Genomic DNA, 20,523 nt, shown 5'->3' on the forward strand with positions numbered 1-20,523 from the left:
CGGGTCAGGGAGTCGAGGTGCCGTTGAACTGCGCCTGGAGGTAGGCCTTGGCGCCGTTCAGGTCGTTGTCGGTGAAGCTGGAGCCCGACTCCGCCTGGGTGAGCAGGCGCACCTCGATCGTGACGCTCGACTCCTCTCCGGCGGCGAGGCCGTTGAGCGCGAGGGTGCTGAGCTGGGCGAACGTCTGGTCGGTCGCGCTGATCGGCGTCGCCCCGAGCGAGGTCGCCGGCTGCGTGATCGTGAACCTCAGGCTGGACAGGTAGTCGGGATCGGTGATGGCCGGGGCGTTGTCCGGGAGCTGCACGAGCCCCAGCGACAGCGTCGAGTTCAGCGTCGCGGACGCGTTCCTGACCGGGATGTCTACCGAGATCGGGGTGCTGCCGGGGAAGAGCGTGTTCGCCCCGACGAGTTCGATCGGCGCGCCGGCGGCGGTGTCCGCCTCCTGCCAGGACCCGGGGATCTGCGCGCCCGTGACCGGGTCGGTGTCGACGACCTGGATGTTGTACTGGTCGGCGCCGATCCCGTTCGCCCCCAGGTTGAGGTTCGCGAAATCGGTGAACGTGGCGGCGGTGACACCCGCGGCGATCGCGACGACGGCCCCGAGGCCGATCACCGCCCGGGTTCTTCTGGACTTCTCGCGCTTCTGCGGCGCTGCGGCTTCGTGCGTCATTGCTTTCCCTCTCGGTCGAAGACGGACTCGGTGTCTTACAGCGACCGGACCGTAGCAGCGGCGAACTGCGGTCGAGGGGCGGTTGGATACGGGATTCAGCGGGCGTGGCGCCGGCGCGAGAGGCGGGGGAGGCGATTCAATCGTCTGGGCTTTCACCCCGGGCGTGTCGGGTGTGATCCGCCGGGATCATCCGCATGCTTCGCGTGCCTCGCCCCCACCCGAAAGCGCTCATCGCTTAGTATTCAGCCAGTTCCGTTCTTCCAACCGCCGGGGGATCCACGCATGACCGACCTGCCTCGCCGCCATCAGCGCGCGCGCGGGCCTGCGCCGATACGGCACGGGAGGCTGCCGCGGCGGCGGCTGCTGGCGTCGGTCGCCAAGCTGATCGCCGGAGTCGTCGCGGTCGCCCTGGTCAGCAGTGTCTCCGTGGCCGCCTTCGCGGTGTGGGATGTGGCGCGCTCGGTGAAGCACGGCGTCACCCTGGTCACCCTGCCCGGGCACACGCCGATCCCGCAGGACATCCCGAACGTCGGCGCCATCCCGGGCGGGGTCAACCTGCTCCTGGCGGGCACGGACAGCCGTTCCGGCCTCGGCGGCGTCTACGACTCCAACGCGGAGCAGGACGCGAGCAGCGGCGAGGGCAACAACGACGTGACGATGCTGCTGCACATCGCGCAGGACCACAAGAGCATGATGGTGGTCAGCTTCCCGCGCGACCTCATGGTGCGCATCCCAACCTGTCCCACGCCGGACGGCACGGACACGGTGAGCGGCTCGTCGTACGCCCAGTTCAACACCGCCCTGTCGCGCGGCGGGCTCGCCTGCGTGGTCCTGACCGTCGAGAAGCTCACCGGCGTGAGCATCCCGTTCGGCGCCGTCATCAACTTCAACGGGGTGAGTGCGATGTCCACGGCCGTCGGCGGTGTCGAGGTGTGCCTCGCGTCGCCCGTGACCGACGACTACACCAACCCGCCGCTCGACCTGCCGGCCGGGCAGAGCACCCTGGTCGGCGATCAGGCGCTGTCCTTCCTGCGCAGCAGGCACGGCGTCGGCGACGGCAGCGACCTCGGCCGCATCTCGAACCAGCAGGTGTTCCTGTCGGCGCTCGCCCGCAAGATCGTCAGCGGGGGAGTGCTCGGCAACCCCGTGCAGCTCTACGCGCTCGCCAAGGCGGCCGTGCAGAACATCACCCCGTCGCAGACGCTCACCAATCCGACGACGCTGGTCGAGATCGCGCTCGCGCTCAAGGACACCGGGCTGCAGAACATGGTCTTCCTGCAGTACCCGGCGGTGACGGACCCGGACAACGTCAACCGGGCCGTCCCCGACGAGGAGGCCGCGTCCGCCGTGAACGACGCACTGGTGAACGACCAGCCGGTGACGCTCACCGGCACGACCGGGCGCGCCGCGGAGGATCCGAACGCGACCGCGACGCCGACGCCTCCGCCGGCGCCGAGCGACACCGCGACCGCTCCGCCGGACACCGGAGCGGGGACGCCGGCGCCGACGAGCACCTCCGGGCCGGTCGAGCTGCCGTCCAGCGTCACCGGCCAGACGGCGGCGCAGCAGACGTGCACCAAAGGCAACGACTGACCGGACTCCTCCGGCTCAGGGTGTCGGCGGGGTGACCAGGAAGTGCCACCCGATCCACCACCAGAACAGCAGGATGGTGACGCGCGCCACCCGGTCGGTCATGATGCGGTCGAGGAGGCTGCCGAGCGGCGCGATCCGGTCGGGCCGGCGTCGGGACTGGAGGGCGAGCGCCACGATCAGGACGCCGCACAGGACGAAGCCGGCGATGGTGACCCACCTCATGTCGACCTCCCGGTCATGTCGACCTCCCGCGCCGCAGCAGCCCATACCCGCCGAGCAGCCAGCACGCGACCAGCGCGACCCGGGCGGGCGGCCATGCGAGCACGGGGTCGAGCAGGTCCGAAAGCGCGGGGAAGGCCTCCTTGCTCCCGGTCAGATCGCGCCCCAGGAAGAAGACGCCGATCTCCCAGAGGCAGAAGACGACGATGACGATCGACCAGAGCAGGGCCGCCCGGCGCATGGCGGCGCCCGGCGGACCGGCGTCGGCGCGGGTCCGGTCGGCCCACGCGACCGGCAGCAGCAGCACGCCGAGACCGACGACGATCGCGGTGTCCGCGGGGCTGTAGAGCGGCGTGAAGCCCAGGGTCAGGGCGGCGACCGCGATCAGCGTCCCGGCGATGACGCGCCGGGACACGGTGTCCCGGTCGGCCGGCATCCGCAGCGGCACGCGCAGCCAGCCGAGCGCGTCGAGGGTGAGGACCGCGGCGCCCGCCGCGTAGATCCAGGCATCGACCGGGGCGCCGCGGATCGCGTGGAACACGGCGGTGATCACGAGCACGGCGATCCAGCCGGTGCGCGTGACCGTCTGCGGGTTCCGGCGACGGCGACCCGACGAGCGCGCGGAGTGCGACAGCCCTGACACGGGGGACACGCTACGCCGGGCCGGGCGCGCTTGCATACCAGCGCGCCGGGTCGTTGAATGGCTCCATGGCCACACAGAAGATGACGTCCCTGCAACTGCGCGTCCTCGTCATCGCCATCCTGGCCAGCTTCGTGGCGTTCCTCGACGGCGCCGTGATCAACGTGGCGCTGCCGGCCATCGACCGCGAGCTCGGCGGCGGGCTGCCGCTGCAGCAGTGGGTGGTCGACGCGTACCTGGTGACCCTCGGCTCGCTGATCCTGATCGCGGGATCGCTGTCGGACGTCTTCGGGCGCAAACGCATCCTGTACGTCGGCCTGATCGGGTTCGGGATCACCTCGCTGCTGTGCGCGTTCGCGCCGAACGGCGTGTTCCTCGTGCTGTCCCGTGCCCTGCAGGGTGTGGCGGGGGCGCTGCTGGTGCCCTCCTCGCTGGCGATCATCATCTCCCGCTTCGAGGGTCCGGCGCAGGCGAAGGCCATCGGGCGCTGGACGGCCTGGACCGGCATCGCGATGATCGCCGGGCCGGTGGTGGGCGGCTTCTTCGTCGACGCGCTCTCCTGGCGCTGGGTGTTCGTGATCAACGTGGTCCCCATCGCCGTGACGCTCGTGCTCATGCTGACCCTTGGCGACACCGACAAGGGGATGGGCGGCCGCGTCGACATCCTCGGCGCCGTGCTGGGATCGGTCGGCCTGGCCGGCACCGTGTTCGCGCTCATCGAGCAGGGCAGCTACGGCTGGTCCAGTCCGCGGGTCTGGCTCCCGTTCGTGATCGGCGTGCTGTCGCTGGTCGGCTTCTTCATCGCCGAGACCCGGGTGAAGCAGCCGATGCTGCCGCTCGGCCTGTTCTCGGTGCACAACTTCTGGGTGGGCAACCTGGCCACGGCGTTCGTCTACGGCGCGCTGTCGTTCGGGCCGCTCATGGTGACGCTGTTCCTGCAGCAGGTCGCCGGGTTCTCGGCGTTCGCCGCCGGGTTCGTGTTCATCCCGTCGACCCTGTGCATGCTCCTCTTGTCGAGCTACTTCGGTGGGCTGGCCGGGCGGTACGGACCCCGGTTCTTCATGGCGGTCGGGCCGATCGTCGCGTCCGCCGGGTTCCTCTGGCTGCTCATGGTCGAGGCGCACGTGGACTACTGGCTGGAGCTGCTGCCCGCCGTGCTGCTGTTCGGCGTCGGGCTGTCGATGACGGTCGCGCCGCTGACCAGCGCCATCCTCGGCTCCATCCACCCGGGCCAGGCGGGCATCGGCTCGGCGGTCAACAACGCGGTCGCCCGCATCGCCGGTCTGCTCACCGTCGCGATGGCCGGGATCGTGATCGGCCAGCAGCTGGACACGGCGGGGATGCACCGGGCCATGCTCGCGACGGCCGCCCTGCTGATCGTCGGCGGTGTGGTGTCGGCGATCGGGATCCGCAACCACGAGCCGGCGGCCGAGCCGATCAAGACCGCGGTCGAATAGTCCGTCGAATAGCGGCTATCCCGCCGCGATCGACTGGCCGGCCAGGGCCAGCATCGCCACGTCGACGAGCGCGCAGGTCATGATGAGCTGCATCAGCAGGCGGGTCGGGCTCCGCCGGAGCAGCAGGACGACGCCCGCGACCACCGCGGCCATCCCGATGACGAGCCCGGCGACCAGCAGCGGGCGCACCGGGAGGCCGGGCCCGAAGGTGATCAGCACGGTCGCGACGGCGAGGCAGCCGAAGGCGAGCAGGCCGCTGGCGCGGGCGCCGAGGCGGTGCGGGAGGCCGCGGACGCCGGTCCGGGCGTCGTCCGCGAGGTCGGGCAGCACGTTGGTCACGTGCGCGGCGACGCCCAGCAGTGCTCCGGCCGCCAGCACCCAGGGCGCGGGCCAGGCCGGCTGCTCCTGCCCGAGCGTCGCGATCGCCGGCAGCAGGCCGAAGCTCACCGCGAACGGGACGAACGACGCAGCCGTGGACTTGAGGCCGACGTTGTAGGCCCAGCCGCCCGCGATGGCCACCGCGTGCGCGATCAGCGCGCCGATGCCGAGCACGCCGGTGACGATCAGCGCGAGCGCCAGGGCGACGAACGCCGACGCGCGGACGACCGCGAGCGGGATGTCGCCGAGCGCCGCGGGTTTGTCCGCACGCGCGACCGCCCGGTCGCGGGCGGCGTCCAGCCAGTCGTTCGACCAGCCGATCGAGAGCTGCCCGAGCAGGATCGCCAGCGCGAGGACGACGAGGCGGCCGGGCGGATAGCCGAGCCCGATGCCCAGGCCGACGGCCACCACGGTCACCACGAGGGTGGGTCCCGGGTGGCTGGCGAGCAGCAGCGAGATCGGCTTGGACGCCATTCCGTCATCGTAGGGCGAGCAGGCTCGGCGGGGCGACGGCGCGACGAGACCGCGCCGGACTCGTCTCTGCAAACTACTTGCGTTGATCTGCAAGAGTTTGCGTACAATGTCCGCATGTCGAAACGTCTCGCAGAAGTGGCGCGCAAGGTCGGGGTGAGCGAAGCCACGGTGAGTCGCGTGCTGAACGACAAGCCCGGCGTCTCCGACGCGACCCGGCAGGCCGTGCTGACCGCTCTCGACGTGCTCGGCTACGAGCGGCCGAGCAAGCTGCGCGGCGAACGGGCGCGCCTGGTCGGGCTCGTCCTCCCGGAGCTGCAGAACCCGATCTTCCCCGCGTTCGCCGAGATCATCGGCGGCGCGCTCGCCCAGAACGGCTACACGCCGGTGCTGTGCATGCAGACGGCGGGCGGCATCTCCGAGGCCGACTACGTGGAGCTGCTGCTGCAGCAGCAGGTGTCCGGCGTGATCTTCGTCGGCGGCGCCTACGCGCAGCAGGACGCGTCGCACGAGCACTACGCGCGCCTGACCGAGCTGCACCTGCCCACGGTGCTGGTCAACGCCCCGGTGGACGCCCTGCACTTCGCCACGGTCTCCTGCGACGACTCGGTCGCGACCGCCCAGGCGCTCGGGCACCTGCGCTCGCTCGGCCACGAGCGGATCGGGCTGCTGCTGGGGCCGCGCGACCACGTGCCGTCGCAGCGCAAGCTCGCTGCCGCCCGGCGGATCTTCGGCGAGACCGGGCACGAGCTCGACGACGAGCTCGTGGTGCACTCGCTGTATTCGCTGGAGGCCGGCCAGGCGGCGGCCGCCCGGCTGCTGAAGGCGGGCGTGACGGCGATCGTCTGCGCGAGCGACCCGATGGCGCTCGGCGCGATCCGCGCGGTGCGTCGGGCGGGGCTGAGCGTGCCCCGCGACGTCTCGATCGTGGGCTACGACGACTCGGCGCTGATGAACAGCACGGAGCCGCCGCTGACCACGATCCGCCAGCCGATCGAGCCGATGGGACGCACCGTCATCGAGCTCCTGCTCCGCCAGATCTCCAGCGACTCGGCCCTGCGCGACGAGCTGCTGTTCGAGCCGGAACTGGTCGTGCGCGGGTCGACGGGACCCGCCGCGCACGTGCCTTCGTAGCGCAATTCAGCGCAAAAGTACGCAAACCAATTACGTTCTGTTGAGTTCTTGCGTCATTCTGTCGCGGTAGCTACATTCAGTGAGCAACGCGGCCCGCCTGGGCCGCCTCCCGAAGCGAAGGGCTCACTGTGGACCTCTCCGTGCTGGCCGTGACGGCTGCGCATCCCTCACCGCCGGCCGACGATCCGGAGTGGTGGCGCAGCGCGGTCATCTACCAGATCTACCCGCGGAGCTTCGCCGACGGGAACGGAGACGGCGTCGGGGATTTGACGGGCGTCCGCCAGCACCTCGGCTACCTGCGCGACCTCGGCGTCGACGCGATCTGGTTCACGCCCTGGTACGACTCGCCGCTCGCGGACGGCGGCTACGACGTCGCCGACTACCGCCGGATCAACCCGGCGTTCGGCGAGCTGGCCGAGGCCGAGGCGCTGATCCGGGAGGCCCTGGAGCTCGGCATCCGCACCATCATCGACATCGTCCCGAACCACGTGTCCGACCGGCACCCGTGGTTCCAGGCGGCGCTGGCGGCCGGCCCGGGTTCGCCCGAGCGCGAGCGGTTCTGGTTCCGCCCCGGCCGCGGCGAGCGCGGCGAGGGGCTGCCGACCGGCTGGGTCTCCAACTTCTCGGGCGACACCTGGACGCGCACGACGAACGCCGACGGCACGCCGGGGGAGTGGTACCTCCACCTGTTCAGCCAGCAGCAGCCCGACCTCAACTGGAACCACCCGGAGGTCCGGCGCGAGCACGAGGACATCCTGCGGTTCTGGTTCGACCGCGGCGTCGCCGGCGTCCGCATCGACTCGGCGGCGCTGCTCGTCAAGGATCCCGCGCTGCCGGAGGTGCCCGAGGCGCCAGCCGCCGGCGAGCACCCCAGCCAGGATCGCGACGAGCTCCACGACATCTACCGGAGCTGGCGGCAGCTCGCCGACTCCTACGACGGCACGCGGGTGCTGGTCGGCGAGATCTGGCTGCCCGACATCGACCGGTTCGCCAAGTACCTGCGGCCGGACGAGCTGCACACGGCCTTCAACTTCGACTTCCTCGCCCGGCCGTGGGATGCCGCCGAGCTGCGCGAGTCCATCGACCAGACCCTCGCGGCGCACGCCCCCGTCGGTGCGCCGAGCACCTGGGTGCTCTCGAACCACGACGTGACGCGGCCGGTCACCCGGTACGGACGCGCGGACAGCGCCTTCGCCTTCGCCACGAAGCGCAGCGGCACCCCGACCGACCTCGAGCTCGGCCGCCGCCGCTCGCGCGCGGCCGCCCTCCTCACTGCGGCGCTGCCCGGCTCGCTGTACCTCTACCAGGGCGACGAACTCGGCCTCCCCGAGGTGGAGGACCTGCCTGCCGAGCGCATCGAGGACCCGATGCACTTCCGCTCCGGCGGCGTCGACCCGGGCCGCGACGGCTGCCGCGTCCCGCTGCCGTGGCGCGGGACGGCCGCGCCGTTCGGCTTCAGCCCGGACGGCGCGAGCGCCGAGCCGTGGCTCCCGCAGCCCGCGGACTGGGCGGCGCTGACGGTCCAGGCGCAGCAGAGCGATCCCGCGTCGATGCTGTGGCTCTACACGCAGGCGCTGCGCATCCGGCGCTCCGAGGCCGGACTCGGCGACGGGCCGCTCACCTGGATCGACGCTCCGGAGGGCGTGCTCGCCTTCTCCCGCGGGGCCGCGTTCGTCAGCATCACCAACCTCTCGGCGGAGCCGGTCGCGTTGCCGGCGCACGTCGCCATCCTGCTCAGCAGCAGTCCGCTCGACGGCGGCAAGCTGCCTCCCGACTCCACGGCGTGGCTTCGAACACAGCACTGAGCCGCCGGAGACACCTCACCACACCACTGAAAGGACAGTTACGACAATGAAGTCACCAAGGACGATCGCGGCCGTCGCCGCGATCACCATCGCCGGGGTGGGGCTCCTGGCCGGATGCTCGTCATCCGGTTCGGACTCCAACGACGGCAAAGTCCACATCACGGTCGCGAGCCTCATCCCGGGGAGCGACAAGGCCGCGTTCAAGGCGTTCGACGACCGCGTCAAGGAGTTCGAGAAGGCCAACCCGGACATCGTGATCAAGTCCGAGGAGTACCAGTGGACCGGGCCGACGTTCGCGACGCAGCTCGCCGGCGGCACGCTGCCGGACGTGTTCAACGTCCCGTTCACCGACTCCCAGTCGCTGCTGCAGGCCGGCCAGCTCGCCGACATCACCGCCGAGGTGGACAAGCTGCCGTACGCGGACAAGTTCAACGAGAACGTGCTCGCGGTCGCCAAGAGCGGGGACAAGATCTACGGAATCCCGTACGGACCCTACGCGATGGGCCTGTCCTACAACCGCGACATCTTCCAGAAGGCGGGGCTCGACCCGGACAAGCCGCCGACGACCTGGGACGAGGTGCGCGCCGACGCGAAGACCATCTCCGAGAAGGTGCCGGGGGTCGCGGGCTACATGCAGATGACGCAGGGCAACACCGGCGGCTGGGAGCTCACCACCACGACGTACGCGCGCGGAGGTCGCATGGAGACCGTCGACGGCGGCAAGACGAAGGTCACAACCGACAACCCGGTCACCAAGGACGCGCTGCAGTGGCTGCACGACCTGCGCTGGTCGGACAACTCCGTCGGGAGCAACTTCCTGCTCGACTGGAGCGGCATCAACCAGGCCTTCGGCGCGGGCCAGATCGCGATGTACCCGTCGGGCTCCGACGTGCTCACCGCGCTGGTGCAGCAGAACCACGTCGACCCGAAGAGCTACGGCCTCACCATGCTGCCCGTCGACACCAGCGACACGAACGCCGGCGTGCTCGTCGGCGGCAACGTCGCGGCGGTCAGCCCGAAGTCGTCGCAGGCGCAGAAGGACGCCGCTGTGAAGTGGATCGACTTCTACTACATGCAGAAGCTCCTCAACAAGGACCAGGCCGTCGCCGACGCGAAGGTCCTCGCCAAGTCGGGCCAGCCCGTCGGAGTGCCGACGCTGCCGGTCTTCGACAAGGCCACTTACGACCAGAACATGGAGTGGATCAAGGACGAGGTGAACATCCCGCTGGAGAACGTGGCGCCGTTCACCGACAAGATCTTCGACGCCAACCTGGTCCCGGAGCCGAACAAGCACACCCAGGAGCTGTACGGCGCCCTCGACTCGGTCGTGCAGGCCGTGCTGACGGACAAGAACGCGAACATCGACCAGCTCCTCGGCAAGGTCGACAGCGACATCCAGAAGCTCGTCGACGCCGACAAGTAACCGGCGCCGGCGGGACACCTCACCACAACGCCGGCGGGATGCGCGCACCACGCATCCCGCCGGCACCCTGCACAGCACGACACTGGCACAGAAAGCTCCCGCATGACTGCGATCGATCGACCACACTCCGGCCGCCGGAGGTCGCCTCTCACCTGGCTGCGCGGCGGCGGCCTCACCACCCTGCTCTTCCTGACCCCGATGCTCGTGATCTTCGGCGTCTTCTCCTGGTGGCCCATCGTCCGCAGCGTCGTGATGAGCTTCCAGCACACCAACCTCGTCTCGCCGCCGACATGGGTGGGCTGGGACAACTTCGTCCAGGTGGTGAACGATCCGCTGTTCTGGACGGCGGTCGGCAACACCGCCTGGTTCGCGTTCCTCGCGCTCATCCTCGGCTACCCGGTGCCGCTCATCGCGGCCGTGCTGATGAGCGAGGTCAAGCGCGCGAAGGGCCTCTACAGCGCGCTGGCCTATCTGCCGGTGGTGGTGCCCCCGGTGGTCGCCGTGCTGCTCTGGAAGTTCTTCTACGACGCCCGCCCGGACGGCGTCTTCAACACCATCCTCGGCTGGGTCGGCATCCCGCCGCAGCCGTGGATCCAGTCCGCCACCCAGGCGATGCCCTCGCTCGTCCTCGAGGCCACCTGGGCCGCGGCCGGCGGCACGATCATCATCTACCTGGCGGCGATCACCGGTGTGGCCCCCGAGCTCTACGACGCCGCGGAGGTCGACGGCGCCGGGATCTGGCAGAAGATCTGGCACGTCACACTGCCGCAACTGCGGGCCGTGCTGCTTATCACGCTCATCCTGCAGATCATCGGGACGGCGCAGGTCTTCCTCGAGCCGTTCCTGTTCACGGGCGGAGGCCCGGTGGACTCGACCGTCACGATCCTGCTGCTGATCTACCGCTACGCGTTCCAGAACTCGCTCGGCGGCGACTACGGCGCGGCGACCGCGCTGAGCCTGATGCTCGCGGGGTTCCTGGCCGTGCTGTCCCTCGTCTACTTCCGTCTCACCAAGTCCTGGAGCCAGAATTGACCACCTCGACCCAGCTCCCGCCCGAGGTCCGGAAAGTCGTCACCGACGTCGTCGAGGAGGGCGCACGCACCGAGCCGCCCCGCCGGCGCAGGCGCCGGAGGCCCGCAGAGGACTCCGCCGACCGCGGCATCCTCTCCGTCTCCGACCGGCGCAAGCCCGGTGTGCGCTGGAGCAGCCGGATCGTCAACGCCGCGCTGCTCGTGGTGCTGCTGATCGTCGGACTCGGGCCGCTGCTCTGGCTCGCGAAGTCGGCGATCACCCCGACCCAGGACACGCTGAGCACGCCGATGGCGCTCTGGCCGCACGGCGTCGACTGGGCCAACCTGTCGACGGCGTGGTCCACGGTCCACATCGACGTGCAGTTCATGAACACGATCTGGGTCGCGGCCGGCTCCTGGGCCATGCAGGTGCTGGTGGCGACGACCGGAGGCTACGCGCTGAGCGTGCTGCGGCCTAAGTACGGCAACGTGCTCTACGGGCTCATCCTCTGCACGCTGTTCGTCCCGTCGGTCGTGCTGCTCGTGCCGCTCTACCTGACCATCCTGAACCCGCCGCTGCTCGGCCAGTCGCTGATCAACACCTTCTGGGCGGTGTGGCTGCCCGCGGGCGCCAGTGCGTTCAACCTGGTCCTGGTGAAGCGCTTCTTCGACAACCTGCCGCGTGAAGTGTTCGAGGCGGCGCGCACCGACGGGGCAGGACCGTTCCGGCTGTTCTGGTCGATCGTGCTGCCGATGTCGAAACCCATCCTCGGCGTCGTGTCGGTGTTCGCGATCATCGCCGCGTGGAAGGACTACCTGTGGCCGCTGCTCGTGCTGCGCGACCCCGGCATCCAGCCGCTGTCGGTGCGGCTGCCGACCCTGCAGGCGGCGATCCAGCTCGACGTCTACCTGGCGGCGCTGGCGATCTCCACGCTCATCCCGATCGTGCTGTTCCTGGTCTTCCAAGGGCTGTTCCTGCGCTCGGCGGGGCTCGGAGGGGCCGTCAAGGGCTGAGGGTTACCATCGGGTGATGCGCCGCACCCGAGGGATGACGGCCGCTGTCCTCCTGGCGCTCGCGACGTCCGTTCTCGCGTCGGCGCTGGGCGGATGCGCGGCCGGCGGTTCGGCGCACCCGGCGGAGGCGTCGCACGCGACCGCACCCACGCAGGCCCCGTCGATCCCGCCGACCGCGACGCCGGCCGCCGATCCCGTCGCGGCGTATGCGGACGAGCGGCTCGGCAACCTGACGCTGCGCCAGAAGGTGGCGAGCCTCTTCATGCTGCACGCGCCGGGCACCGATCCGGCCGCGGTGCGCGGGTTCGTCGACCGGTACGGTCTCGGCGGCATCATCCTCATGCCCGACAACATCCCCGCGACGCCGCAGGCCCTCGCCGCGGAGACCGCGGCCACGCGCGCCTCCGACCCTGGCCTCCCGACGCTGGTGGGCATCGACGAGGAGGGCGGCGACGTGACCCGGCTGCCGTGGGACGGCCAGCCCGGGGCCGAGACGCTCCGCTCGCTCCCGCCCGCGGCCACGCAGCAGGCGTTCGCCCGGCGCGCCGAGCTGCTGAAGCAGGCCGGCGTGAACCTCAACTTCGGGACCATCGCCGACGTGACGGCGGACCCGCACTCGTTCATCGCCGATCGCATCCTCGGAACGGACCCGGCGTCGGCCGCCGCGCGCGTCGCCGCCTCGGTCACCGGAGAGCGCGGCACGGTGCTCAGCACCCTGAAGCACTTCCCGGGCCACGGCGAGACGGAGGCCGACTCGCACCTCACCGTCCCGACCGCCGCCGTCGACCACACCCGCTGGGCCGCGCAGGACGCGCCGACCTTCCGGGCGGGCATCCAGGCGGGCGCGGAGGTCGTGATGTTCGGCCACCTGGTCTACAGCGGGGTGGATTCCGCGCCGGCATCGCTCTCGCCGGCCTGGCACCGCATCCTCACCGACGAACTCGGCTTCCGCGGCGTGACCATCACGGACGACCTCCGGATGCTGCAGGACACCGGCCTGCCGCAGTACAAGGACGCCGGCGCCAACGCGGTGGCCGCGATCGCGGCGGGCAACACGATGGTGCTGATGATCCAGGGCGCGCAGGACCCGGACGCGCTGATCGACGCGGTGGTGGCCGCCGTGCAGAGCGGGCGCATCCCGCTCGCGCAGATCGACGACGACGCCCGGGCGCTGCTGGTGCTGAGGCGATCGCTCGCTGTGCACGGCTGAGCCGACGCGCCTCAGTACTCGATCGTCCAGAGGGCCCGATACCCCGGGAACCGCGGGAAGGTCCAGGAGAAGAACGCGAAGCCGCCGGGACTCGCCGTGCCGGACAGGGTGCGCCGGACGGCGGGGACGACGTTCATGAGAACCAGCCCGGAGGCCGCCCGGGTCGTGCCGCTCTGGAAGGTGTTGCCGATGGGGACCTCGGAGTACGGGAAGCCGTCCCGCTTCTGCCAGCGCAGATTCGGGCCTCCCTGCGTGTAGACATCCATCCGCCACTCGATGACGCCCGTGAGCGCCTTGGGGTCGTCGTGGCCGCCGCCGAAAAGCGTGCCGGCCGGGGTGAACGTGTTCGATGCGGACGTGGACCGGTACAGCCAGGTACCGGTCCAGGCGTCGGTGATCGCTCCGTCGGCCGAAGTGCTGCGGACGCCGGCGGACGTCGTCGGAGTGAGGGTGTTGGCCGAGTTCCTGACGCCGAACGGAGCGTTCCGTGCCATGAAGAACCGGCCGTCGTCGAAGGTCACGGTGAGGCTGGTGGTGGCCGGGATGTACCCGGGCGCGCTGACCGTGATCACGGTGGACCCGTTGGCGCTGCGGCCCGTCACCGGGATCGTGACGAGGGTGTCGCCGCCGGTCGGGACGAGGGTGGGGCCGTCGACGACGCCGGGTGTGCCGTACCCGACGCTGAGGTTGACCGGGGGCCGGGCGCCGGCCTGCGGGGTGAGCCGGACGACGAGTCGGGTGGTGTAGCCGCTGCCGATCAGGTCCTCCGCATCCACGAAGGCGATGACGCCGGCGACGGACGTGGCGTACGCGGGGGAGGCGGTGGCGAGCGCGATGGCCGGGGCGGACCAGGCGGCCGCTCCGACGATGCCGCGGCGGGAGAGCCGGGTGGAGCTTCTGTCGTTCGGTGCTGATGTGGACATGTCTGTGTTCCTCCGGTCGGCAGAAATGATGAATGAAACCACTGAAAAGCGTAGATTCCGGATCGCTCGGGCGAATCCGTCCGGAGGATGATCTGGTTGTCACGTCAACTTTTTTCGGCGGATCCGGAATAGCAGCGAGATCCATGCAGTTGCATGCATCTGACAGCGTCCGATCGCATCTGAACCGACTCAAGGAGAACCGAATGAGCATCGACATCCCCGGATACAAGGCCGGCACCTGGACCATCGACCCCGCGCACAGCGAGGTCGGCTTCAGCATCCGTCACCTCATGATCAGCAAGGTGAAGGGCGTCTTCGAGAACTTCGACGCCTCCTTCGTCACCGCCGAGAACCCGCTGGAGTCGACTGTCTCCGCCAAGGCTCACGTGGCCTCCATCAACACCAAGAACTCCGACCGCGACGCGCACCTGCGCACCGGCGACTTCTTCCTCGCCGAGGAGTTCCCCACCATCGACTTCGTCTCCACCGGCGTGCGCCACGAGGACGGCGAGTTCCTCGTCGACGGTGACCTCACGATCAAGGGCGTGACCAAGCCGGTCACCTTCGAGTTCGACTTCGGCGGTTTCGGCCAGGACCCGTACGGCAACTACAAGGCCGGCGCGACCGCGAAGACCAAGATCAACCGCGAGGAGTTCGGCCTCACCTACAACGCGGCGCTCGAGACCGGTGGCATGCTGCTCGGCGACGACGTCACCATCACCCTCGAGCTGCAGGCGGTCCTCGCCCAGGCCTGACCCCATCCCCGAAGGGCACGTTGCTGTCACTTTTCGCCCGCGAAAGTGACGACGACGTGCCCTTCGTCGTTAGCGGAAGTCTCGGGAGGTGGTGCGGATTGCGGTGTCGAGGGGCTCCAGGCGGTCGGCGAGCACGTTGACCACGCCCTCCTCGCTGCGCTCCAGGATGCCGCGCACGATCATCGCCGGCGCCTGCCTGGCCACCCGGCGGTAGCGGTTCCACACCCCGACCGGGCAGATGACGTTCACCAAGCCGGTCTCATCCTCCAGGTTGAGGAAGGTCACCCCCGCCGCCGTCGCCGGCCGCTGCCGGTGCGTGACCACGCCGCCCACCTCGATGCGTCGCCCCGACTCGGCGGTCGCCAGCGTGTCGGCGGCCCGCACGCCCCGCGCGGCCAGCGCCGGGCGCAGGAAGCGGATGGGATGGTCGTCGGTGGAGATCCCGGTGGCCCACAGGTCGCTCGCGAGCTGCTCGGCGGGGGAGAGCAGCGGCAGCAGCGGAGGCTGCACCGTGATCGCGGTGCCGGCCAGGTACTCCGGCCGGTCCTGGGCGGCGTTGCCGGCCTCCCAGATCGCCTGCCGCGGGGTCAGCCCGAAGCCCTCGAACGCGCCGGCCGCGGCGAGCCCCTCCAGCTGCGCCACGGTCAGCCCGACCCGCCGGGAGAGGTCGGCCAGGTCGCGGTACGGGCCGGAGGCCTCGCGCTCGGCCACGATCCGCCCGGCGAGCGTCTCGCCGATCGAGGTCACCCCGGCCAGACCCAGCCGCACCGCGTGCCCCGCGTCGCGGCGGTGGGCGGCGAAGTCGAGCGGCACTGCGCGGTCGAAGCCGCCGACCGGAGGCTGGTCGTGCTCCAGGCACGGGTCCGTGCCGGTCGGCCCGGGCCGCGACGCGTCGATCGCCTCCAGCAGCGGGAACACCCCGGAGAGCTGGATGTCCGGCCGGCGCACCAGCACGCCGTGCCGCCGGGCGTCGGCCGTGAGTGTGCGCGGCGAGTAGAACCCCATCGGCTGCGCCCGCAGCAGCGCCGCCAGGAACGCGCCGGGGTAGTGCAGCTTCATCCAGGAGCTCACATAGACCAGCAGGGCGAAGCTGATCGCGTGGCTCTCGGCGAAGCCGAAGTTGGCGAACGCCTCGATCTTCTCGTAGATCGCGTCGGCGTCGTCCCCGACGATCCCGTTGTGCGCCATCCCCTCGTAGAGCTTCGCCCGCAGCGCGCCGATCTTCTCGACACCGCGCTTGGAGCCCATCGCCCGGCGCAGCTGGTCGGCGTCCTCCGCGGTGCAGTCGCCGATCGCGACCGCCATCTGCATGAGCTGCTCCTGGAACAGCGGCACGCCCAGCGTCCGCTTCAGCACCGGTTCGAGCGCGGGATGCAGGTAGGTCACGTCCTCCTGGCCGAGCTTGCGGCGGATGTACGGGTGCACGGCGCCGCCCTGGATGGGACCGGGACGGATCAGCGCGATCTCGATCACGAGGTCGTAGAAGCTGCGCGGCTGCAGGCGCGGCAGGGTGCCGATCTGCGCGCGGCTCTCCACCTGGAACACCCCGATCGAGTCGGCGCGGCAGAGCATGTCGTAGACGCCCTGCTCCTCCTTCGGGATGCTGTCCAGCGTCCACGACTCGCCGAGCGACGCCTCGATCGTGCGCATCGAGTAGTCGAGTGCGGAGAGCATCCCGAGGCCGAGCAGGTCGAACTTGACCAGGCCCATCCAGGCGCAGTCGTCCTTGTCCCACTGCAGCACGGTGCGGTTCTCCATGCGGGCGTGCTCGATCGGGCACACCTCGCCGACGGGCCGGTCGGTGAGCACCATGCCGCCGGAGTGGATGCCGAGGTGCCGCGGGAACTTCAGCACCTGCTGGGCGAGGTCGACCACGGCCTCCGGGATGTCGTGGTCGTCGGTCGTGGTGACCCGGCTCCAGGAGTCGATCTGCTTGCTCCAGGCGTCCTGCTGGCCGGTGGAGTGGCCGAGCGCCTTGGCCATGTCGCGCACGGCGTTCTTGGGCCGGTAGGTGATGACGTTGGCGACCTGGGCGGCGTTGTGCCTGCCGTACTTGGCGTAGACGTACTGGATGACCTCCTCGCGCCGGTCGGAGTCGAAGTCGACGTCGATGTCCGGCTCCTCCTCGCGCATGGAGGAGAGGAAGCGCTCGAACGGCAGGTCGTATTTGATCGAGTCGACCGCGGTGATCCCGAGCAGGTAGACCACCGCCGAGTTCGCCGCGGAGCCGCGGCCCTGGCAGAGGATGCCGCGTTCGCGGGCGAACCGCACGATGTCGTGGACGATGAGGAAGTAGCCGGGGAAGTCCTTCGCCTCGATCACGTCGAGCTCGCGCTCGATGCGCTCGCGCTTGGCCGGGTCGCGGTCGAGGTCGGGGTAGCGCTCGGCGGCGCCGCGCCAGGTGAGCTCGCGCAGCCAGCTCATCGGGGTGTGGCCGTCCGGGACCTCCTGCTTCGGCAGCTTCGGCCGGGCGCTGCGCAGCCGGAACGCCAGGTCGTCGGCGATGTCGGCCGTGCGCTCGACGGCGCCGGGGTAGCGGGCGAACCGGGCCGCCATCTCCCGGCCGCTGCGCAGGTGGGCGGCGGCGGAGGCCGGCAGCCAGCCGTCCATCTCGTCCAGGCTGCGGCGGGCGCGCACCGCCGAGACCGCCGTCGCGAGCGGGTACTGGGCGGGAGTGGCGTAGTGCACGTTGTTGGTGGCGACGACCGGGAGGCCGAGCCGGCCGGCGATCCGGGCGAGCACGTCGTTGTCGGTGCTGTCGCGGGGGGCGCCCTGGTCGATCAGCTCGACCAGCACGTTGTCGCGCCCGAACAGCTCGGCGAGCCGGGCGACCTCCCGCTCTGCTGCCCGCTCGCCGTGCTCGGCCAGCGCGAGCCGCACGTCGCCCTTGCGGCAGCCGGTGAGCACCATCCACTCGCCGCCGGACTGCTCGGCGAGGGTGGGGAGGTCGTACACCGGCCGGCCCTTCTCCTCGCCGGCGAGCTGGCCCGCGGTGATGGCGGCGGCCAGCCGGTGGTAGCCGGACTGCTGCCGGGCGAGCAGGACGAGATGGCTGCCCTCCGGGTCGGCCTCGCCGTTCTGCGGCCGGCTGAGCGAGAGCGACAGCTCGGCTCCGAACACGGTCTTCACCCGCTCGTACGCCTCCGCGGCCTCGGCGAGCCGGACCACCCCGTACAGGCCGTCGTGGTCGGTGAGGGCGATGCCGTGCAGCCGCAGCCGGGTGGCCTCCTCCAGCAGCTCCTCGGGCGCGCTGGCGCCGTCGAGGAAGCTGAACGTGCTGTGCGCGTGCAGCTCGGCGTAGGGCACGTGCCCGGCGTCGGGCTCCTCCGGCATCGGCTGCGGCACGTACTTCTGCCGCTTGCGCGACGACGGCCGCTCCGGCTGCTCCTGCTCGCTGACGCGCCGCCCGCTCAGCCGCCGCTCGAACTCGGCCCACGGGATCGGCGGGTTGTTCCAGCCCATCAGTCGTACCTCGCCTCGGCGAACCAGGCGGTGCCGGACAGGGCGAGCAACCAGGCCGTCCCGTCGGCGTCGACGAGCTGGAAGCGGTGCATGGCCCTGGCGAGCGTCGCATCCCACCAGCGCTCGCGCACCGGCCAGGGGCCGGCCCAGGAGTCCACCGGCCGGGCGTCGCGGGCGGCGCCGGTGGGGGAGAAGCTCACGATCGGCGCGGTGACGTCGCCGCGGTCGGTGACCTCCACCGGCTCCCCGGACTCGCTCAGCACCGCCACCGGCCGCGGCACCTCGAACACGGTGGAGGGCGCTGGCGCGGGCAGCGACCCCGGCCACGGCCGGTCGGAGCGGGCGACGCCCACCGGCCGGTCGCCCCACGGCACGAGCACCTGCCGGTCGGACAGCGCCCGGCCGCCGCCGATCGTCGCGGTGACGACGGCGTCGTGGCCGAGCATGCCCTGCACCCGGGTGAGGCCGTGGTGGATGCGCTCGTCGGCGCCGCCGCCCCACAGGCCGTCCTCGTGGTGGCCGATGTCGTCCACCGCCTCCGGGGCGACGGCGACCTTCGCGATCGGGGAGGCCAGCCCGGAGTCGATGGAGCCGGAGCCCTGCAGCTGCCAGCGCACGCGGTCCACCACGTCGGAGGCCGAGAACAGCCGGGGGTGCTGCCAGCTCCGCTCGCTCACGTGGCCGCGCTCGTCGGTGACCTCGATGCGCAGCGAGGTGCACACCAGACCGGCCTTGGTGAGGCCGGCGACGAACTGCTCGGCCGTGCCGCGGAACGCGAAGGTCACCTGGTCGACCCGGTCGAGGGGAGGCTCGAACTCGATCGCCCTGTCCAGCACCTTCGGCGGGGTGCGCGGCACCACGGCGGCGCCGTCCATCCCGCTCGCCAGGTCGTGGGCGTGCTCGCCGCGCTCCCCGAACCGCTCCCGGACGTCCAGCCGGTCGAGCCGCGCCAGGTCGCCGAGCGTGCGCAGGCCGAGGCGGCGCAGCAGCGGGGTGAGCTCGGCGAGGCCGAGCTGGGCGACCGGCAGCGGGGCGAGGAAGGCGGGGGAGCCGCCGGGCGGGACGATGCGGACGCGGGGCGCGGTCTGCGCGATCCCCGTCGAGCGTGCCGCCTGCTCGGCGGCGAACGGCCCGTCGGCGATCCCGATCCGCACGTCGTCGAGCGTGAGCCCGAGCGTGTCGGCCAGCGCCTCCAGGCAGCGCAGCAGCTCCGCGGCCGCGGCCTCCTCGCCGCCGTAGTAGCGCGCGGGTCCGCGCGCCCGCAGCACGCAGGTGCCCGGCCGCACCGCCTGGACGCCCGGGGTGATCTCCTCGATCGCGGTCAGCACCGGCTCGAAGGCGCGCGCGTCCAGCAGCTGGTCGTAGAGGACGATCTCCAGCTGCGGGCAGCGCGACTGCGCCTCCCTGACCCGGAGCCCGCGGGTGACGCCGTCGGCGCGGGCGTGCGCGGAGCAGGCGAACACCATCCCCTTCTCGACCAGCGCCAGCGGCACGTCCGCGGGCAGGTCGAGGCGCTGCCGGGCGGCGATGACCGGCCAGTCGGGGCACCAGAGCACGATCGCGCGGGTGACCTGCCGCCCCGTGGGTGACATCACTGGCTCACCGCCTCCAGCCGGGTGGGCGCGGAGGCGCGGAACGTCTCGTCCATCGCGGGCAGCCAGAGCTCGGCGCTGCGGCGTGGCCCGGCCCCGCCGCGCGGTGCGGCTTCCACGGTCACGCGCCGGGAGGAGAGGTAGCCGGCCCCGGCGCCCAGGCCGTCCCAGCCGCTGCGGACCACGGAGAGCGCCGCCTCGGCCTGCGGCCAATCGCCGGCGACCACGAGCGTGGCCTCGCGCTGCCGCAGGCGCGCGGTCAGCCGGGCGACGTCGCCGCTCGCCGGCCGCTCCGGCGGGGCGACGGCGATCACGCCGAGCACGTCGGCCATCGCGGCGGTGACCGTCAGCCACTGCTGGCCGGGATGCGGCACCAGCACGAGCCGCTCCAGGTCGATGCCGAACCGCCCGGCGGCCTCCGCCCCGAAGTCGGGCATCCCGACGACGCCGCACCAGGCGCCCGCGGCGCTCGGCCCGGCGAGCATCGCCATCAGGAGCGTGGTGGAGCCGTGGACCGTGTAGGCGGCGCCGGCCTTGAGCGCGCCGCCCGGCAGCAGCGCGGCGAGGGCGGGATGCGTCTCCAGCCGCCGCGCGTCGAGCTTCGTCGCCTGCATCTGGCGGATGCGCGACTGCAGCTCGTGCACCTGCGCCCGGTCGGCGACCGGGTCGGGGAAGGTGTGTGCGACTGCCAGGGACATACATCTATTTTCGAACACATGTTCGAATACCGCAAATGTATTCTGATGCGCGAAGGTGCGCTGCGGGCT

At 71.3% G+C, this 20,523-nt stretch carries 17 protein-coding genes; 9 read left to right on the forward strand and 8 right to left on the reverse strand.

Going from position 1 to position 20,523, the window contains the following annotated elements; all coding sequences use genetic code 11:
- Window positions 1–4 precede the first annotated feature (4 nt).
- Window positions 5–670 carry a hypothetical protein gene (locus AC3A3H_RS13655; protein WP_487615094.1) on the reverse strand — a complete coding sequence of 222 codons (666 nt, stop codon included), beginning with the start codon at window positions 668–670 and terminating at the stop codon, window positions 5–7.
- 282 nt (window positions 671–952) lie between these two features.
- Between AC3A3H_RS13655 and AC3A3H_RS13660 the strand changes: the two genes are divergently transcribed.
- Window positions 953–2,263 (forward strand): LCP family protein, encoded by a 1,311-nt coding sequence (locus AC3A3H_RS13660; protein ID WP_487615095.1) that lies wholly within the window; start codon window positions 953–955, stop codon window positions 2,261–2,263.
- Between the two features lie 15 nt (window positions 2,264–2,278).
- On the opposite strand, the gene AC3A3H_RS13665 is transcribed toward AC3A3H_RS13660, so the two are convergent.
- Entirely contained in the window at window positions 2,279–2,485 is a 207-nt protein-coding gene (locus AC3A3H_RS13665) for a DUF6186 family protein (protein ID WP_487615096.1), read from the reverse strand.
- 13 nt (window positions 2,486–2,498) lie between these two features.
- Window positions 2,499–3,125, reverse strand: a complete 627-nt coding sequence (locus AC3A3H_RS13670; protein ID WP_487615097.1) for a hypothetical protein — start codon at window positions 3,123–3,125, stop codon at window positions 2,499–2,501.
- A gap of 65 nt (window positions 3,126–3,190) precedes the next feature.
- Here AC3A3H_RS13670 and AC3A3H_RS13675 point away from each other — a divergent pair, with 65 nt between their 5' ends.
- Window positions 3,191–4,579, forward strand: coding sequence for an MFS transporter (locus AC3A3H_RS13675; RefSeq protein WP_487615098.1), 1,389 nt, complete (start codon window positions 3,191–3,193; stop codon window positions 4,577–4,579).
- Between the two features lie 15 nt (window positions 4,580–4,594).
- On the opposite strand, the gene AC3A3H_RS13680 is transcribed toward AC3A3H_RS13675, so the two are convergent.
- Window positions 4,595–5,431 (reverse strand): UbiA family prenyltransferase, encoded by an 837-nt coding sequence (locus tag AC3A3H_RS13680; protein ID WP_487615099.1) that lies wholly within the window; start codon window positions 5,429–5,431, stop codon window positions 4,595–4,597.
- Window positions 5,432–5,545: 114 nt separating this feature from the next.
- Between AC3A3H_RS13680 and AC3A3H_RS13685 the strand changes: the two genes are divergently transcribed.
- From AC3A3H_RS13685 to AC3A3H_RS13710, 6 genes are all read left to right on the forward strand, one after another.
- Entirely contained in the window at window positions 5,546–6,562 is a 1,017-nt protein-coding gene (locus AC3A3H_RS13685) for a LacI family DNA-binding transcriptional regulator (RefSeq protein WP_487615100.1), read from the forward strand.
- A gap of 128 nt (window positions 6,563–6,690) precedes the next feature.
- Window positions 6,691–8,367: a glycoside hydrolase family 13 protein gene (locus AC3A3H_RS13690; RefSeq protein WP_487615101.1), complete on the forward strand. Its 1,677-nt coding sequence runs from the start codon at window positions 6,691–6,693 to the stop codon at window positions 8,365–8,367.
- 46 nt (window positions 8,368–8,413) lie between these two features.
- On the forward strand, window positions 8,414–9,790 hold the full coding sequence (locus AC3A3H_RS13695) for an extracellular solute-binding protein (protein WP_487615102.1): 1,377 nt from the start codon (window positions 8,414–8,416) through the stop codon (window positions 9,788–9,790).
- A gap of 102 nt (window positions 9,791–9,892) precedes the next feature.
- Entirely contained in the window at window positions 9,893–10,822 is a 930-nt protein-coding gene (locus tag AC3A3H_RS13700; RefSeq protein WP_487615103.1) for a carbohydrate ABC transporter permease, read from the forward strand.
- Entirely contained in the window at window positions 10,819–11,814 is a 996-nt protein-coding gene (locus AC3A3H_RS13705; protein ID WP_487615104.1) for a carbohydrate ABC transporter permease, read from the forward strand. The genes AC3A3H_RS13700 and AC3A3H_RS13705 overlap by 4 nt, the downstream gene beginning before the upstream one ends.
- A 16-nt stretch (window positions 11,815–11,830) precedes the next feature.
- On the forward strand, window positions 11,831–13,024 hold the full coding sequence (locus AC3A3H_RS13710) for a glycoside hydrolase family 3 N-terminal domain-containing protein (RefSeq protein ID WP_487615105.1): 1,194 nt from the start codon (window positions 11,831–11,833) through the stop codon (window positions 13,022–13,024).
- A gap of 11 nt (window positions 13,025–13,035) precedes the next feature.
- Here the strand turns inward: AC3A3H_RS13710 and AC3A3H_RS13715 are convergent, their stop codons facing one another.
- Window positions 13,036–13,947, reverse strand: coding sequence for a hypothetical protein (locus AC3A3H_RS13715; RefSeq protein ID WP_487615106.1), 912 nt, complete (start codon window positions 13,945–13,947; stop codon window positions 13,036–13,038).
- Window positions 13,948–14,150: 203 nt separating this feature from the next.
- Here AC3A3H_RS13715 and AC3A3H_RS13720 point away from each other — a divergent pair, with 203 nt between their 5' ends.
- Window positions 14,151–14,702 carry a YceI family protein gene (locus tag AC3A3H_RS13720; RefSeq protein ID WP_487615107.1) on the forward strand — a complete coding sequence of 184 codons (552 nt, stop codon included), beginning with the start codon at window positions 14,151–14,153 and terminating at the stop codon, window positions 14,700–14,702.
- Between the two features lie 69 nt (window positions 14,703–14,771).
- Here the strand turns inward: AC3A3H_RS13720 and AC3A3H_RS13725 are convergent, their stop codons facing one another.
- The 3 genes from AC3A3H_RS13725 to AC3A3H_RS13735 are packed head-to-tail and all read right to left on the reverse strand — an operon-like array spanning window position 14,772 to window position 20,454.
- The gene (locus AC3A3H_RS13725; RefSeq protein ID WP_487615108.1) at window positions 14,772–18,164 is read right to left on the reverse strand and encodes an error-prone DNA polymerase; all 3,393 of its coding nucleotides are present in this window, start codon (window positions 18,162–18,164) and stop codon (window positions 14,772–14,774) included.
- Window positions 18,164–19,756: a DNA polymerase Y family protein gene (locus AC3A3H_RS13730; RefSeq protein WP_487615462.1), complete on the reverse strand. Its 1,593-nt coding sequence runs from the start codon at window positions 19,754–19,756 to the stop codon at window positions 18,164–18,166. The genes AC3A3H_RS13725 and AC3A3H_RS13730 overlap by 1 nt, the downstream gene beginning before the upstream one ends.
- The gene (locus tag AC3A3H_RS13735) at window positions 19,756–20,454 is read right to left on the reverse strand and encodes a hypothetical protein (RefSeq protein ID WP_487615109.1); all 699 of its coding nucleotides are present in this window, start codon (window positions 20,452–20,454) and stop codon (window positions 19,756–19,758) included. The genes AC3A3H_RS13730 and AC3A3H_RS13735 overlap by 1 nt, the downstream gene beginning before the upstream one ends.
- Window positions 20,455–20,523 lie beyond the last annotated feature (69 nt).

This window comes from Leifsonia sp. Soil_N53 (assembly GCF_057655165.1).